The organism is Actinokineospora baliensis, from assembly GCF_016907695.1.
Lineage (GTDB): Bacteria > Actinomycetota > Actinomycetes > Mycobacteriales > Pseudonocardiaceae > Actinokineospora > Actinokineospora baliensis.
This window is the reverse complement of sequence record NZ_JAFBCK010000001.1, coordinates 4,102,917-4,116,753: the sequence shown is the minus strand read 5'-3', so window position 1 is coordinate 4,116,753 and position 13,837 is coordinate 4,102,917. Positions and strand designations below refer to the sequence as shown.

The following is a 13,837-nucleotide window of genomic DNA, read 5'->3' as shown; positions in this document are numbered from 1 at the left end:
AATACGAACCAGCCACTACCGCCAACGCGGTGATCCACTTCCAACACGCACTGACTGAGCGTAAATGAGGAAAGGATCCGACATCCGCTGTTGCCGTATTGTGTGCACCATGCTAGTGACAATGCGCTGACCACGGAGGGTCGCCGGAAAGCGGCGGGGCACCTGTGAAGCAATTCACTTTGTGAACAACTCACCACTTTTGCCGTACCGCGTGCGCGATCCACTGAGCAGTGTCGACAGCCGCGGTGGACGAGGCGGACCGGTCCACCGGTGATCAACGGGGGCGCGTGCGCCCGCGTGCCCCGGTGACCGTGCGTACGCACGGGCGCGCGAGGAGCGATCTTCGTCACGTGGGCCCTCCGATGGTCCGATCGGGGTGCGCGTGGACACCGCGGCCGGGGCGGACTCCTCGTAAGTCCATGGTGGACGGTGGCGCGGCCCGCCGGTGGCGCCCGCCGAAACGGACACCGTGTTAGCGTGGCGGGCATGAGTTCGACTGATGGCTGCAGTCCCGAGCCGGGTCACGCCCGGCTCACGACTCGCCAAGCCCCGCGCCCGACCGTGACCACCCCGGAGGGCCGGTGCTGATCCTCATCGGCGTCCTGTCCGTCCTGCTGCTCACCGCGGCGACCGGCTACTTCGTCGCCCAGGAGTTCGCCTACGTCGCCGTGGACCGCAACCGGTTGCGCCAGCTCGCCGAGGACGGCGACAAGGCGGCCGAACGCGCCTACCGGGTCACCCAGCGGCTGTCGTTCGTGCTCTCCGGCGCCCAGTTCGGCATCACGGTGACCGCGCTGCTGGTCGGCTACGTCTCCGAGCCCTTCCTCGGCGACGGCACCGCCGAGCTGCTCGGCCTCACCGGGCTGCCCGCCGGGGTCAGCACCGCGCTGTCGCTGGTGGTGGCCCTGCTGTTCTCCACGGCGGTGCAGATGGTCTTCGGCGAGCTCGCGCCGAAGAACCTGGCGATCGCCAAGCCGGAGGCGCTGGCCCGCTCGCTGAGCCGGTCCACTCTGATCTACCTCGCGGTCGCGGGCCCGCTGATCCGGCTGTTCGACACGGTCTCCACGCGCCTGCTGCGCGCGGTCGGCATCGAACCGATCGAGGAGCTGCCGCAGGGCGCCACCGCCGAGGACCTGCGCGGCATCATCGGCGAGTCCCGCCAGGGCGGGCACCTCGACGCCGGGACCACGCGGCTGCTGGAGGGCGGCCTCGACTTCCGCGCGCTCACCGCGGGTCAGGTGATGACGCCGCGCGTGGACGTGCACCTGCTGCGCGCCGACGAGCCCACGGTCCGGGTGGTCGAACTGCTCGACACCGGTCGCTCCCGGTTCCCGGTGGTCGGCTCCGACGTCGACGACGTGATCGGGGTCGTCGGCATCGCCGAGGTGCTGACCGTGGCGCCCGGCGACCGGGCGAGCACCCCGGTGCGCGACATCGCGGTCGCCCCGCTGTTCCTGCCCGACAGCCTCCCGCTGCCCGAGGTCCTCGAGCGGCTGCGCGCCGAACACCGGCAACTGGCCTGCGTGGTTGACGAGTTCGGCGGCTTCGCCGGCGTGGTGTCCTTCGAGGACGTCGCCGAGGAGGTCGTCGGCGAGATCCTCGACGAGGACGACCACATGGAGGTGCAGGCCGTGGCGCACGCCGACGGGTCCTGGTCGGTGCCCGCCCGCTGGCGGGTCGACGAGGTCGCCGAGGTCACCGGGATCGAACTGCCCGAGAGCACCGGCTACGACACGGTCAGCGGCCTGGTCATGCAGCACCTCGGCCGGGTCCCCCGGCCCGGCGACCACGTGGAGGTCGAGGTCGCCCTGGCCGCCGACGACCTCGACGACGGCCCGCGCACAGCGGTCGTGTCGGTCACCGAGGTGCACCGCCGGGTCCCGCGCACGGTGCTGGTGTCGGTCCGCTCGGAGGTGTCGGCGTGAGCACCGGACCCGCTCTTCTCGTGTCGTTCGTGCTGCTGGTCGCGAACGCGTTCTTCGTGGCGGCCGAGTTCGCCCTGGTCGCCAGCAAACGCCACCGGCTCGAGGAAGCCGCCGCGGAGGGCAGCCGCGCCGCGCGGGCGGCCGTCGCGGGCACCCGCGAACTGTCGGTGATGCTGGCGGGCGCGCAACTGGGGATCACCCTGTGCACCCTCGGCCTCGGCGCCCTCGCGAAACCCGCGGTGGCGCACCTGCTCGACCCGCTGTTCACCGCACTGGGCCTGCCGGAGGCCTGGAGCTACCCGATCGCCTTCGTCCTCGCGGTCGCCATCGTGGTGTTCCTGCACATGGTGATCGGCGAGATGGCCCCGAAGTCCTGGGCGATCTCCCACCCGGAACGGTCGGCCCAGTGGCTGGCCCTGCCGTTCCGCGCGTTCACCCGGGTGTTCCGCCCGGTGCTGACCGTCCTCAACGGACTCGCCAACGCGACGCTGCGCGCGGTGAAGGTCGAGCCGCAGGACACGGTCGCCCAAGCGCACGGGCCGGACGACCTGCGGATGCTGTTGCGGGAATCGCGGGAACACGGGCTGCTGCCGGAACAACAGCACCAGATGCTCTCCGGCGTGCTCGAAGCACAGCAGACGACGGTCCGGCAGGTCATGGCGCCCCGGTCGGCGATGGTCGCGGTGCACTCGACGGCGTCGGTCGGCGAGATCGAGGACGTGTGCCGGACGAGCGGGCGGTCGCGGTTGTTCGTGCTGGACGCGCGCGGGGAACCTGTTGGGTTGGTGCACGTGCGGGACGCGGTGCGGGCGACGATGTCAGCGGCTTCGGCTACGGCTGAGGAGTTGATGACGCCATCGCTGGTGCTGGGCGCGGAGTTGAGCGCGGCGGACGCGGTGGGGCGGATGCGGGGGGAACGGGCGCAGTTGGCGTTGGTGGCGGCTGGTGGGGAGGTTGTGGGGTTGGCGGCGTTGGAGGATCTGCTGGAGGAGATCCTCGGGGAGTTTGAGGACGAGACGGACGCTTGAGGCGCTTGGGGGTCGGCTCGTCGCTTCGCGCCTTGCACTGGATCCGCGATTTAAGTGCAGGCTCGATGCGGTGGACCTGTTTTGCGTGGGGCCCCTACGACGCCCGTGGCAGGACCGCAAAGCCGGGGCCGAAAAGCATGGCCCTGTCCGCGCACAACGCTACGGACGCCGCACCCCCACACAAAACAGATCCACCCCATCGAGCAGTTGGCACCAGCGACTCCGAGTGTCCAGTGGTCGGGCTGGCGGGGCTGGCTCGGTGGGTTGGGTTTGGGTGGGCTGACTCGGGTGGTTGCTTTGGTGGGTTGGCTCGGTGGGCCGGGTTCGGGGGCCGGGGTGGGTGCGGCTAGACGGGGGCTTTGTTGAGGAGGTCCATTGTGTACTGGACCAGCTCGACCAGGACGTCCTTGCTGGACTGCTTGAGGCGGGCGTCGCAGTTGATGATGGGGACGGTGGGGGCGATGTCCAGGGCTTGGCGGACTTCGTCCGCCGTGTGTTCCCAGGAGCCCTCGAAGCCGTTGACCGCGATGATGAACGGGATGTCGCGGCGTTCGAAGAAGTCGATGGAGGGGAAGCTGGAGTCGAGCCTGCGGGTGTCGACCAGCACGATGGCGCCCAGGGCGCCGTGGGCCAGTTCGTCCCACATGAACCAGAAGCGGTTCTGACCGGGGGTGCCGAACAGGTACAGCACGACCTGGGGGTTGATGGTGATGCGGCCGAAGTCCAGGGCGACCGTGGTGGTCTCCTTGCCTTCGATGCCGCGCATGTCGTCGACGCCGACGCTGGCTTCGGTGAGGACTTCCTCGGTGCGCAGCGGGGGGATCTCGCTCACCGAGTTGACCATGGTGGTCTTGCCGACGCCGAAGCCGCCTGCCACGACGATCTTGATTGAGGTGGGGACCACCGGGGTGTCGCTCACCTGTTCAGATCCTCCGAATGCCATCGAGTACCGCCTGCAGCAACTTCGTGTCGTTGATCTCCGTGGTCTGGAACAGCGCGCCCGCCTGCACGTCGCCGCGTTCGATCAGGTCGCTGAGCAGGACCTTGACCACCACGAGCGGGACGTTGAGGTAGGCGGCGACCTCGGCGACCGAGAGCGGGACCGTGCACAGATCGATGATCTGCAGGTGCTCCGGGCTCAGCGTCGAGGGGTCCGACGGCGGGCGGGCTACCCGGACCTGGGTGACCAGGTTCAGGTTGGGCGCGTTGGGCCGGGTGCGCCCCCTGGTCATCGCGTACGGGCGGACCAGGGGTCCGGCCGCCTCGTCGAACCACCAGTCCGCCTCGCCGGACATCACGAGGGCCGACGGCCGGGCACGGTGACCGGGGCGCCGCCGCGCGGGGCGGACGCCAGGTGGGCACCGACCCGCTTGACCAGCATGTTCATCTCGTAGGCGATCATGCCGACGTCGGCGTCCTCCTCGCCGAGCACGGCCAGGCAGGCGCCGCGACCGGCGGCGGTGACGAACAGGAACGCGTGGTCCATCTCCACGATGGTCTGGCGCACCTGGCCGCCGCCGAACTGCCTGCCGGTGCCGCGGGCCAGGCTCTGGAACGCCGAGGCCATCGCGGAGAGGTGTTCGGAGTCGTCCTTGGACAGCTCGGCGGAGCGGCCGAGCAGCAGCCCGTCCGCGGACAGCACGACCGAGTGGCGGATCCCCACGACCCGGCGGACCAGGTCGTCCAAAAGCCAGTTCAGCTGGTGGTCCTGACCGATCTTGTCGTTCACCTTCGGCTGTTCCTTCCCCGTCGTCCCCACCATCAACCCCGCGGCCGCACCCGGGGGGTTCACTGCTGCGCTCCATCGGTCCGCCGCGCCTGCTTGGTCCCGCGCTGGAAGGCGGCCATCGTGTCGCGGACCCGTTTCGCGGTCTGCTCGTTCTGCTCCGGCTCGGCGTCGGCTTCCCAGTCCGGCAGCAGCGGGTCGTCGCGCAACTGCGGGGCCAGGTTCTGCTGGCGCTGCCTGCGCGGCAGGACCGGCCGCTCCCCCTCGGTCCCGGCTCCGTCCGCGCGAGCGCCGTCGCGGTGCCCGTTGTCCGTGTGCGGCGAGTCCCCCACCCCGTTCCCGGCCACGGCGGCCGGGTGCTCCGGCGCCTCCTCGTCGGTCAGCGGCCACTGCGCCGCCACCTCCGCCTCCGCGCGGGTGAGGTCGTCACCGGCGTCGGACCAGAACTTGTCGATGCCGCGCTGCGGCGGCGCCACCACCGCCTCGCTGTCGAGCACCGGGGCCGGGGCGCGGTCGAGCGCCTTGCGCGGCCGGGGGCTCGGCGCGTCGGACTCCGGCACGAAGTCGGGCGTGTCGGCGACGATGTCGGAGGGGATGAACACCAGCGCGACGGTGCCGCCGTAGGGCGACTCGCGCAGCTCGACGCGGATCGCGCGGCGGGCGGCGAGCCGGGCGACCACGAACAGGCCCAGGCGCGACTCCCCGCGCAGCGCCATCGCGTCGAACTCCGGCGGGTGGGTGAGCATCTGGTTGTGCTGCTCGCGGTCCTCGGCGGTCATGCCCAGCCCGTGGTCCTCGATCTCCACCACGACCCCGCCGGAGACCTGGCTGGTGTACACCTCGACCTGCGAGCGCGGCGGGGAGAACGAGGCCGCGTTGTCGACCAGCTCGGCGACCAGGTGGATGGTGTCGGCGACGGCGACGCCGTTGAGCGCGACATCGGGCACCTGGCGCACCCTGACCCGGACGTACTGCTCGGTCTCGGCGACCGCGGCGCGCAGGATGTCGAGCAGCCGCACCGGTTTGCGCCACTGCCGACCGGGCTGCTCACCGGCGAGGATGATCAGGTTCTCGGCGTTGCGGCGGGCGCGGGTGGCGAGGTGGTCGAGCTGGAACAGCGAGTCGAGGTGCTCGGGGTTCTCCTCCTCGCGCTCCATCTTGTCCAGGATCTTGAGCTGGCGGTGCACCAGGCCCTGGTGGCGGTGGGCGATGCCGAGGAAGACCCGGTTGACGCCCTCGCGCGCCTGGCTCTCCTTCACCGCCGCGGCGATGGCGGTGTACTGGGCGGCGTTGAACGCGTCGGCCACCTGCCCGATCTCGTCGGTGCCGTAGTCCAGCGGCGGCACCTCGGCGCCCACGTCCACCCGGTCGCCCTGGCGCAGCCGGTCGACGATGCCGGGCAGCTTCTCGTGCGCGAGCTGCAGCGAGTCGTTCTTGAGCTGGTCGAGGCGGGTGACCAGGGCCTTGTTGACCAGCCTGCGCGAGATGCGCACGGCGAGCACGATGCCGGTGACCACGGCCAGCAGCGCGATCAGGCTGCCGATGATCACCTCGAAGAACTTCTGGTCGGCGCGGTCGAGGCCGAGCTCGACACCGCCGGTGGCCTGCTCGACGGCGAGCTTGATCAGCTCCTCCGAGGCGCTCTGGGTGATCGCCTCCCACTCCGCGGCCGCGACCGGCATGGCGACCGGTTCGGCGCGGCGACCACCGGTGTCGCCCAGCCGGGGCGCGGCGCCGATCAGCGCGTTCTCCGCGGCGGTCAACCGCAGCCAGGACTCGGCGCCGGTGAGCCGCTGGTAGTGCGCCTTGACGTCGTCTGTGCCGACGGAGGCGGCGTTGGCGACGGTCGCGCGGTAGGAGCCGACCAGGTTGGCGAACTCGACGTGCTGGTCGGCGGTGAACGCGCCTGCGGTCAGCGCGGCGGCGCCCAGCGACGAGGCCCGAGACATGCGGTCGGCGGCGCGGAAGATGTCGGTGGCGGTCAGACCGGCCTGCACGACGACCGGGTCGGGCACGATGCGCGCCTGGGTGTCGAACAGCGCGGTACCGGCGTCGAGCACGCCGTTGTAGTAGCTGTAGATCTCCGCGGAGTTGGCGCGGCCCGACTCGACCTGGGCGCGCCGCTGCGGCAGCGGGGCCAGCGCCTGGTTGAGCGCCTGCACGCGGGCGTTGACCTCGGCGGGGGCGTTGGCGGAGAGGCCGTCGAGGGCCACCCGCAGCTCCTGGACGACCTTGTCGGTGGTCTGCTGCTGGGTCTTGAGCGCGAGGGTGTCGGGGTTGGCCGAGCTGAGCACGGTCATGGTCAGCTGCCGCTCGCGCTGCAGCGCGGCGAAGGTGTCGACCGCGGGGATGGAGGCGTCCTTGACGCCGCTGGTGACGGCCTTGAGGTAGATGCCGTCGAACACGGTGTAGGACGAGAACACCGCCCACATCACCAGCAGGATGACGCTGGGCACCACCACGACGCCGGTGAGGCGGGACCGGATCGTCGTGGTCGACTTCGCGGGCGACCCGCTGTTCCGCTTCACAGCTCTCCACACTTGTCGGCTGCCACTGACGCCACCAGGCGGGTTTCGCCCCGGCGAGTGACAGACCCGATCCAAACAAGATCAATCTAACTCAGCGCCAGCGATCACACGCGGTACGCAAGATTGGAGCGTACCGGTTCACCCGAAAGCGGACGTGACCGGTCCGTGTCCTGGGATGGCGGGCCCGGCGAACAGCAGGTAGTCGGGGCGTACGGCGTCCCCCGGCCGCGGCGGGGCGGTGGACCAATCCCGCCGGGCGGGCACGCAGGGTTGCCCACCCGGGCGGCCTGGCGGGCGCCGGTGATCCCCGGGTCTTGCCAACCGGGGGCGGGCGGCGGGACCGTTCACCCACCCCCTCGCGGCGGAAGGGAGCCCCCGATGGCAGCCCCCGGCTACGACCCCGACTTCCTCGGCGTACCGCTGCCGGTCCCCGAACTCGGCCCAGGACCGGAGGCCGACGCGGTGCGGCTCGACGGGTCGACCCGGGTGGACTACACGCACTTCTCGCTCGCGCTGAGCGCGTCGCGGCGGTTCGCGTACTGGGTGGCGTGGAACGTCGACGGCGGCGGGCTGCGCAAACTGGCCCGCACCGGCATCCCGTTCGTCAAGGACCCCCGGCTGCCCGAGGCCGCCCAGGTCGGCGACGAGGTGTACCAGGGCAACCGGCTCGACCGCGGGCACCTCGCGCGGCGGGCGGACCTGCTGTGGGGCACCGAGGCGGAGGCCAAGCGGGCCAACCGCGACTCGTTCTACTTCACCAACATCACCCCGCAGGTCGACGACTTCAACCAGAGCGTGCGCGCGGGCCTGTGGGGCCGGTTGGAGGACGCGCTCTACGCCGACGTCGAGGTGGACCGGTTGCGGGTCAGCGTGTTCGGCGGCCCGGTGCTCGGCGACGACGACCGCGCCTACCGGGGTGTGCTGCTGCCGCGCGAGTTCTGGAAGGTGATCGCGTCGGTGCAGGCCGGGGCGCTCAAAGCGAGCGCGTTCGTGCTGACGCAGAGCCTGAACCGGTTGGAGAGCCTGGACTTCGCCGAGTTCCGGGTCTACCAGGTGCCGCTCGCGGAGCTGGAACCCCGACTGGCACTGGGTTTCCCGCCCGCGCTGGTGGCCGCCGACACCGCGGCACCGGTCGCCGCCGGGCTCGACGAACGGCCGCCGCTGGACTCGGCGGACGACATCTCCTGGTCCTGACCAGCGGTTCTCGCGGCACCCGAATCACACCCGTGATCACAACCGGCGCGCTCCCCGCGCGGCTGAGGCTTGTCCCATCAAGCCAAGAGCCGAAGGGGACCTCAGATGCGCCGCAGCAAGATGACCGCAGCACTGGCCACCGTTCTCGCTGCCTGCGCCGTGATCCTCGCCGAGCAGCCGGTCGCCGACGCCGCCGACGACAGCGAGCTGTACCTGGTCGCGACCGCCTACACCTACGACGAGGCGGTCAGCGGCGACGCCGCCACCGGCTCCACCACCAAGGCCACCGCCGACACCTCGTGCACCGACGGCACCTACGCGCTCAAGACGTGGAAGGTGAACTCGCTCAACTGGCTCTACAACGGCGCGGGCGTCCCGGCCAAGATCGCGAGCACCGCGCTGGGCACCATCACCGCCGCCACCGACACCGTCGCCAAGGCCACCAACCGCTGCGGCCAGCCCACGATCGCGGGCAGCACCTTCAAGTACGCGGGCACCACCGCCGTCAAGCCGCAGATCGCCACCAACGGCACCTGCACCGGCAACGACGGCAAGTCCGTCACCGGCTGGGGCGCCCTGCCCGCGAAGATGCTCGCCTACACCTGCACCTACTACAACGCCCGCGGCGCCGTGGTGGCCTCGGACACGCTGATCGACAACGTGGCCTACACCTGGTTCACCACCAAGCCCGCCAACTGCACCGGCCAGCAGTACGACCTGCAGACCACCCTCACCCATGAGCGCCTGCACACCGCCGGTCTCGGGCACGTGGACCAGGCCAAGAACGCCGCCCAGGTCATGACCCCGGCCAGCTCCCCCTGCGACACCTCCCGCCGCCTCCTCGGCGCCGGTGACTACGCGGGCCTCAAGGCCCTCGCCGCCCGCGCGACCCGCTAACGCCTGACGGCTCGTGGCCCACTCCCCCGGCTCGGGAGTGGGCCACAGCCATGTCCGGGGGCTGTGATCGCCGCTGAACGGAGCCGGGACACGGGATTCGGACCACTTGCTGCCGAGCGCGGCCGATGTGGGTTTGCCCATCCGCGGTGGGCGCGGTGGGCGCGGTGGGCGCGGTGGGCGCGGTGGGCGCGGTGGGCGCGGTGGGCGCGGTGGGCGCGGTGGGCGCGGTGGGCGCGGTGGGCGCGGTGGGCGCGGTGGGCGCGGTGGGCGCGGTGGGCGCGGTGGGCGCGGTGGGCGCGGTGGGCGCGGTGGGCGCGGTGGGCGCGGTGGGCGCGGTGGGCGCGGTGGGCGCGGTGGGCGCGGTGGGCGCGGTGGGCGCGGTGGGCGCGGTGGGCGCGGTGGGCGCGGTGGGCGCGGTGGGCGCGGTGGGCGCGGTCGGCGCGAAGGGTAGCCGCGCTCCCGGGGCGGGTGTTTCAGCGCGCGGCGGAGACAGTCGGGGCGAGCCGGGCGTAAGGAAGCGGTCAGACGGAGGTCAGGGGGCTGTAGCGGCGGACGCCGCGGGGGCGGTAGCGGTAGCCGACACCCCGGACGGCGCTGAGGGGGGCGTTGTTGCCCGCCCAGCCGAGTTTGCGGCGCAGGCGCAGGACGGCGAACTTGACGCGGTCGGTGGCCATGCCGGTGGGGTCGTCCCAGACGGCGGCGAGCAGGTCGGTGAGGGTGAGGGCGGCGCCCGCGTTGCGCACCAGCACGGTGAGCAGGCGGAACTCGGTCCCGGTCAGCTCCAGTTCGCGGCCGTCCACGGTGACCAGGCGGGTCCTGGGGTCCACCCGGATGTCGCCGTCGTCGTAGACGGCGTCGAGGGTGGTGGTGTCGCGGCCGGTCCTGCGCAGCAGGGCCTCGACCCTGGCGAGCAGTTCGAGCGGGGCGAACGGGGTGGCGAGGACGTCGTCGGCGCCCGCGCGCAGGGCGCGGACGGTGTCGGCGACGGTGTGGTGGCGGGCGATCAGCAGGATGGGCAGGTCGGCGAGCTCGCGCACCCGGTGCAGCACCTTCCAGGCGTCCAGGCCGTCGTACCCGGGCAGGCCGAGGTCGAGCACCAGCAGTTCGGGGCGGTACTCGAGCAGGGCGCGCAGCCCGGTCCGCCCGTCGCGGGCGCACCGCACGCCGTACCCGGCGCCGTCGAACAGCACCCGCAGCACCACCAGGGAATCAGGGTCGTCGTCAACCGCGAGGATCCGGGACACCACCGCGCTCACCCCCTCCGCAGCGGGCTCCCCGACGGGCCCGCGTCAGCCACGGTAATTCCCCACCAACCGGCCCGCACAACACGGTTGTCACCCACAGGTGGCCACGTTGCGCAACCGAACGGCAACTATCCGCTCAACTCTCCCGCTCCCCAGCGGTGTCAAGCTGGCTGCCATAGTGACCCACGCCACATTTTCGAGGAAGGACTACTGTCATGCGCCGCAGCAAGGTCACCGTCGCCCTCGCCGTGGTACTCGCCGCCGGAGTCGCGGCGGCACCGAGCGCACCCGGGTCGCCCGGGGTCGAAGAGGAGCAGGTGTTCGTGGTGGGGCAGGCGATCTACGCCGCCGACGAGGACGACGCGCAGTACGCGGGCGCCTCAGCGCCCACGGAGGACACCGCCTGCTCCGACAGCAGCTACGCGCTCAAGACGTGGAAGGTCAGCGGGACCTACAACTGGTACTACAACGGCGACGGCGCCCCACCGGCGATCGCGAGCAATGCACTGGCCGCGATCACCAGTTCGGGGGACACGGTCGCCAAGGGCCTCAACCGGTGCGGGATCACCAGCGGCCTGACCACCGCCTACAAGTACGCGGGCACCGAGAAGATCAAGCCGCAGGTCGCCAGCGACCTGACCTGCACCGGCAACGACGGCAAGAGCGTGACCGGCTGGGGCGCGCTGCCGCCGAAGGTGCTGGCCTACACGTGCACGTTCTTCAACGCCAAGGGCGTGGTGATCGCCTCGGACGCGCTGATCGACAACGTGGTCTACACCTGGTTCACCACCAAGCCCGCCAACTGCTCCGGCCAGCTCTACGACCTGGAGACCACGATGACCCACGAGCGCCTGCACACCGCGGGACTGGCGCACGTGGACCAGGTCCGCAACGCCGCGCAGACCATGACCCCATCCAGCGCGCCCTGCGACACCTCCCGCAGGCTCCTGGGCGCCGGTGACCTCGCGGGCCTCAAGGCCGCGGGAACCTCGAAGAAGTAGTTCCCCGCAACGAGATCTTGCGCACCGTCGGCCCACGCACCGCCGACATCCGCTCCCACTCGTCGCTCGGCAACGGCCGGAACCGGGGCTGCCCACCAGGCCCCGGTTCCGGGTCGAGCAGCACACTGCGGATGTCCCCGGTCAGGTACCCGACCAGGAACTCCACGGCGCTCATCGCGAACCGCTCCAGAACGGGGTGGTCGTCGTCGAAGCGCCAGATGCCGCCACTGGAAACAACCACCGTCCACGCCGACGGGTCCCACAACAGCACCGGCCTGCTCCCCCGCGCCCACGGAACCAGCCCGCCGGGCTCGGGGAACACGGCATCCGGAACGTCCTCGGGATGCTCGTCCCGCCACTGCCGCAACTCGTCCAGCTCGACGCGGAACTGCCGCTGCAACACCGGAACCCCATCAACCCGGTACGGCGGCTGCACGATCACACCGTCACCGGAAGGACTCCAGAACTCCCCCGGCGGGAAGACCCGGTGCAGCTCCAGGTACTCCTCGGGCAACTCGAACCCGAGCCCCTGGTGCACCACGTCCCAGTCCGTGACGGCGTAGGACGCCCCGTCCCACCCCACCACTCTCGCCAACTCCGCGACAGCGCTCACCACAGGCTCCCGTGCGCATCCGATCGGGCCTGCCGCGGGCGATAGGGCTCAGCGCCCTCTGATCGCGACAAGATCTGACTGGGTAGCTCACCCGCCACCAACGCGGAGAGGATGTCGACCGCCGTGCCGTCGAACTCCTCCCAGTGGTCGTAGTTGAGATCCGACAACACAACCGGCCACTTGTCCGGATCCCCACCGTCCACGAGCCAGAACAGCAGACCAGCTCCGCCCTCTCGAAGGAGTAGCGGGCCTAGGGCTGGACGGTGCCGAGCACCCGCTCGATGGTCACCTCGATGACGACCCGGTTGGGGTTGACCCGGGGTACCCGGTAGCGGGTCGCGTAGCGGGCCTCGGCGAGCTCGACCTCCGCCGGGTCGTCGAGAACGCGGGCGGGGCCCTCGATGGACGTCCACCTGCGACCGTCCACTTGCGACACAACGGCCCACGGGTTGACCCGGATGTGGCGCACCTTGGCCGATCCGCCGTCGGTGATCACGCGGACCAGGCAACCGTCCACTGTGGCGCCTACCGGGACCACGTGCGGAGTGCCGTCCGGGCGCAGGGTGGTGAGGGTGCACAGGTGGCGCTCTTGCCAGAAGGCGAGGAACTCGGGCGACATGGGTCGAACGTAGTCGGGGGGTGCGCGGACACCGCGCACCCCCCGGCCACACCGGACTCAGTCCTCGTCGCCGCCGAAGAAGTCGCCGATTTCGTCGAAGACCTCGCCGAGGACCATGCCGCCGACGATGCCCGCCGCGGCACCGGCCACGACGCCGCCGACGCCGGGGCCGCTGTGGTGGCCGCCGCCGTGGAAGCCGTGGGCACCGTGCGAGCCGTGGGCGGAGCGGCGGCCTGCGACCTGGGTGAGCCACTGCTCGATGTTGGCCCGCCAGTCGGTGCGCTCGGCGTCGGCGTGGCTGACGTGGAAGCGGCCGTAGACGTCGCCGCCCGCGGTGAACAGGCCCGCGCGCTTGTCGGCCTCCAGCACGACGGCCATGCCGCCGGGCTCGGCGACGAAGGTCAGCTCCACCTGGGTGATACCGCGCGCCAGGTGCGCGGGCGGGTAGAACTCGATCTCCTGGAAGAAGGGCAGCTGCTGGTGCACGCCGTGGATGCGGCCCGCCTCCAGGTCCGCGGTCTTGAACTGGAAGCCGAGCTGGCTGAACGCGGCCAGCACCGCCTCCTGCGAGCGCAGCGGCACCACGTGCACCGGGTCGAGGTCGCCCTTGTCGACGGCCTTGGCGACCGCGAGCTCGGTGCGCAGGCCCAGCGCCATGCCGTGCAGGTGGCGGCCGAACACCTCGGTCACCGGGGTCTCCCACGGCACCGGCAGCTGGAACGGGATGGACCGCTGCTGCCCGGCAGGCAGGCTGAAGCGGCCCGCGACGACCGCGCGGTCGAACTCCACGGGCGCCACGCTGTCGTCGGAGCGCTCGACCCTGGTGACCAGCGACAGCGCCACGTAGTCGATGTCGGAGTCGGCGTCACCGCCGAGCATGCGGACCTCGCCGGTGAGCACCCCACCGGGATGCACGCGGGAGTCCGACAGCACGGTGTCGACCGACGGACCGCCGACCCCCAGCGCCCGCAGCATCTTCTTGAAGACCATCCCTGACCCTTTCCCCTCAACCCGGAGCCGTTCCTCGCCCCTACTGACGCGCCACGGCCCCCGTGGTTCCCC

At 71.4% G+C, this 13,837-nt stretch carries 13 protein-coding genes; 5 read left to right on the top strand and 8 right to left on the bottom strand.

All coding sequences use genetic code 11. The features are described 5' to 3' along the window. Window positions 1-581: 581 nt before the first annotated feature. A complete protein-coding gene (locus JOD54_RS19105) occupies window positions 582-1,925 on the top strand; it encodes a hemolysin family protein (RefSeq protein ID WP_204451831.1) in 1,344 nt (447 codons plus the stop codon). Beyond that, the gene (locus JOD54_RS19100) at window positions 1,922-2,953 is read left to right on the top strand and encodes a hemolysin family protein (protein ID WP_204451830.1); all 1,032 of its coding nucleotides are present in this window, start codon (window positions 1,922-1,924) and stop codon (window positions 2,951-2,953) included. Before JOD54_RS19105 ends, JOD54_RS19100 begins: the two co-directional genes overlap by 4 nt. A 346-nt stretch (window positions 2,954-3,299) precedes the next feature. Here JOD54_RS19100 and JOD54_RS19095 read toward each other — a convergent pair whose 3' ends face one another. The 4 genes from JOD54_RS19095 to JOD54_RS19080 are packed head-to-tail and all read right to left on the bottom strand — an operon-like array spanning window position 3,300 to window position 7,207. Next, window positions 3,300-3,896, bottom strand: a complete 597-nt coding sequence (locus JOD54_RS19095; RefSeq protein ID WP_204451829.1) for a GTP-binding protein — start codon at window positions 3,894-3,896, stop codon at window positions 3,300-3,302. After that, window positions 3,877-4,248: a DUF742 domain-containing protein gene (locus JOD54_RS19090; protein ID WP_204451828.1), complete on the bottom strand. Its 372-nt coding sequence runs from the start codon at window positions 4,246-4,248 to the stop codon at window positions 3,877-3,879. Before JOD54_RS19090 ends, JOD54_RS19095 begins: the two co-directional genes overlap by 20 nt. Continuing rightward, window positions 4,248-4,715 (bottom strand): roadblock/LC7 domain-containing protein, encoded by a 468-nt coding sequence (locus tag JOD54_RS19085; RefSeq protein WP_204456379.1) that lies wholly within the window; start codon window positions 4,713-4,715, stop codon window positions 4,248-4,250. The genes JOD54_RS19090 and JOD54_RS19085 overlap by 1 nt, the downstream gene beginning before the upstream one ends. 26 nt (window positions 4,716-4,741) lie before the next feature. Next, window positions 4,742-7,207, bottom strand: a complete 2,466-nt coding sequence (locus JOD54_RS19080; RefSeq protein ID WP_204451827.1) for a nitrate- and nitrite sensing domain-containing protein — start codon at window positions 7,205-7,207, stop codon at window positions 4,742-4,744. Between the two features lie 378 nt (window positions 7,208-7,585). Here JOD54_RS19080 and JOD54_RS19075 point away from each other — a divergent pair, with 378 nt between their 5' ends. Both JOD54_RS19075 and JOD54_RS19070 read left to right on the top strand, forming a co-directional pair. After that, window positions 7,586-8,401 (top strand): DNA/RNA non-specific endonuclease, encoded by an 816-nt coding sequence (locus tag JOD54_RS19075; protein ID WP_204451826.1) that lies wholly within the window; start codon window positions 7,586-7,588, stop codon window positions 8,399-8,401. Between the two features lie 105 nt (window positions 8,402-8,506). Further along, window positions 8,507-9,298: a peptidase M10A gene (locus tag JOD54_RS19070; protein ID WP_204451825.1), complete on the top strand. Its 792-nt coding sequence runs from the start codon at window positions 8,507-8,509 to the stop codon at window positions 9,296-9,298. A 521-nt stretch (window positions 9,299-9,819) separates the two neighbouring features. Here the strand turns inward: JOD54_RS19070 and JOD54_RS35620 are convergent. Next, window positions 9,820-10,554 carry a response regulator transcription factor gene (locus tag JOD54_RS35620; protein ID WP_307860164.1) on the bottom strand — a complete coding sequence of 245 codons (735 nt, stop codon included), beginning with the start codon at window positions 10,552-10,554 and terminating at the stop codon, window positions 9,820-9,822. Between the two features lie 203 nt (window positions 10,555-10,757). Here JOD54_RS35620 and JOD54_RS19055 point away from each other — a divergent pair, with 203 nt between their 5' ends. Continuing rightward, complete coding sequence (locus JOD54_RS19055) at window positions 10,758-11,543, top strand: peptidase M10A (protein ID WP_204451824.1); 786 nt, start codon at window positions 10,758-10,760, stop codon at window positions 11,541-11,543. Here the strand turns inward: JOD54_RS19055 and JOD54_RS19050 are convergent. The 3 genes from JOD54_RS19050 to JOD54_RS19040 all read right to left on the bottom strand — a co-directional run bounded on the left by JOD54_RS19050 (window position 11,515) and on the right by JOD54_RS19040 (window position 13,765). After that, window positions 11,515-12,156: a hypothetical protein gene (locus tag JOD54_RS19050; protein WP_204451823.1), complete on the bottom strand. Its 642-nt coding sequence runs from the start codon at window positions 12,154-12,156 to the stop codon at window positions 11,515-11,517. The two genes, JOD54_RS19055 and JOD54_RS19050, sit on opposite strands and share 29 nt — an antisense overlap. A 250-nt stretch (window positions 12,157-12,406) precedes the next feature. Further along, window positions 12,407-12,775, bottom strand: coding sequence for a PPOX class F420-dependent oxidoreductase (locus JOD54_RS19045; RefSeq protein WP_204451822.1), 369 nt, complete (start codon window positions 12,773-12,775; stop codon window positions 12,407-12,409). A gap of 57 nt (window positions 12,776-12,832) precedes the next feature. Next, the gene (locus JOD54_RS19040; protein WP_204451821.1) at window positions 12,833-13,765 is read right to left on the bottom strand and encodes a sporulation protein; all 933 of its coding nucleotides are present in this window, start codon (window positions 13,763-13,765) and stop codon (window positions 12,833-12,835) included. Window positions 13,766-13,837: the final 72 nt, after the last annotated feature.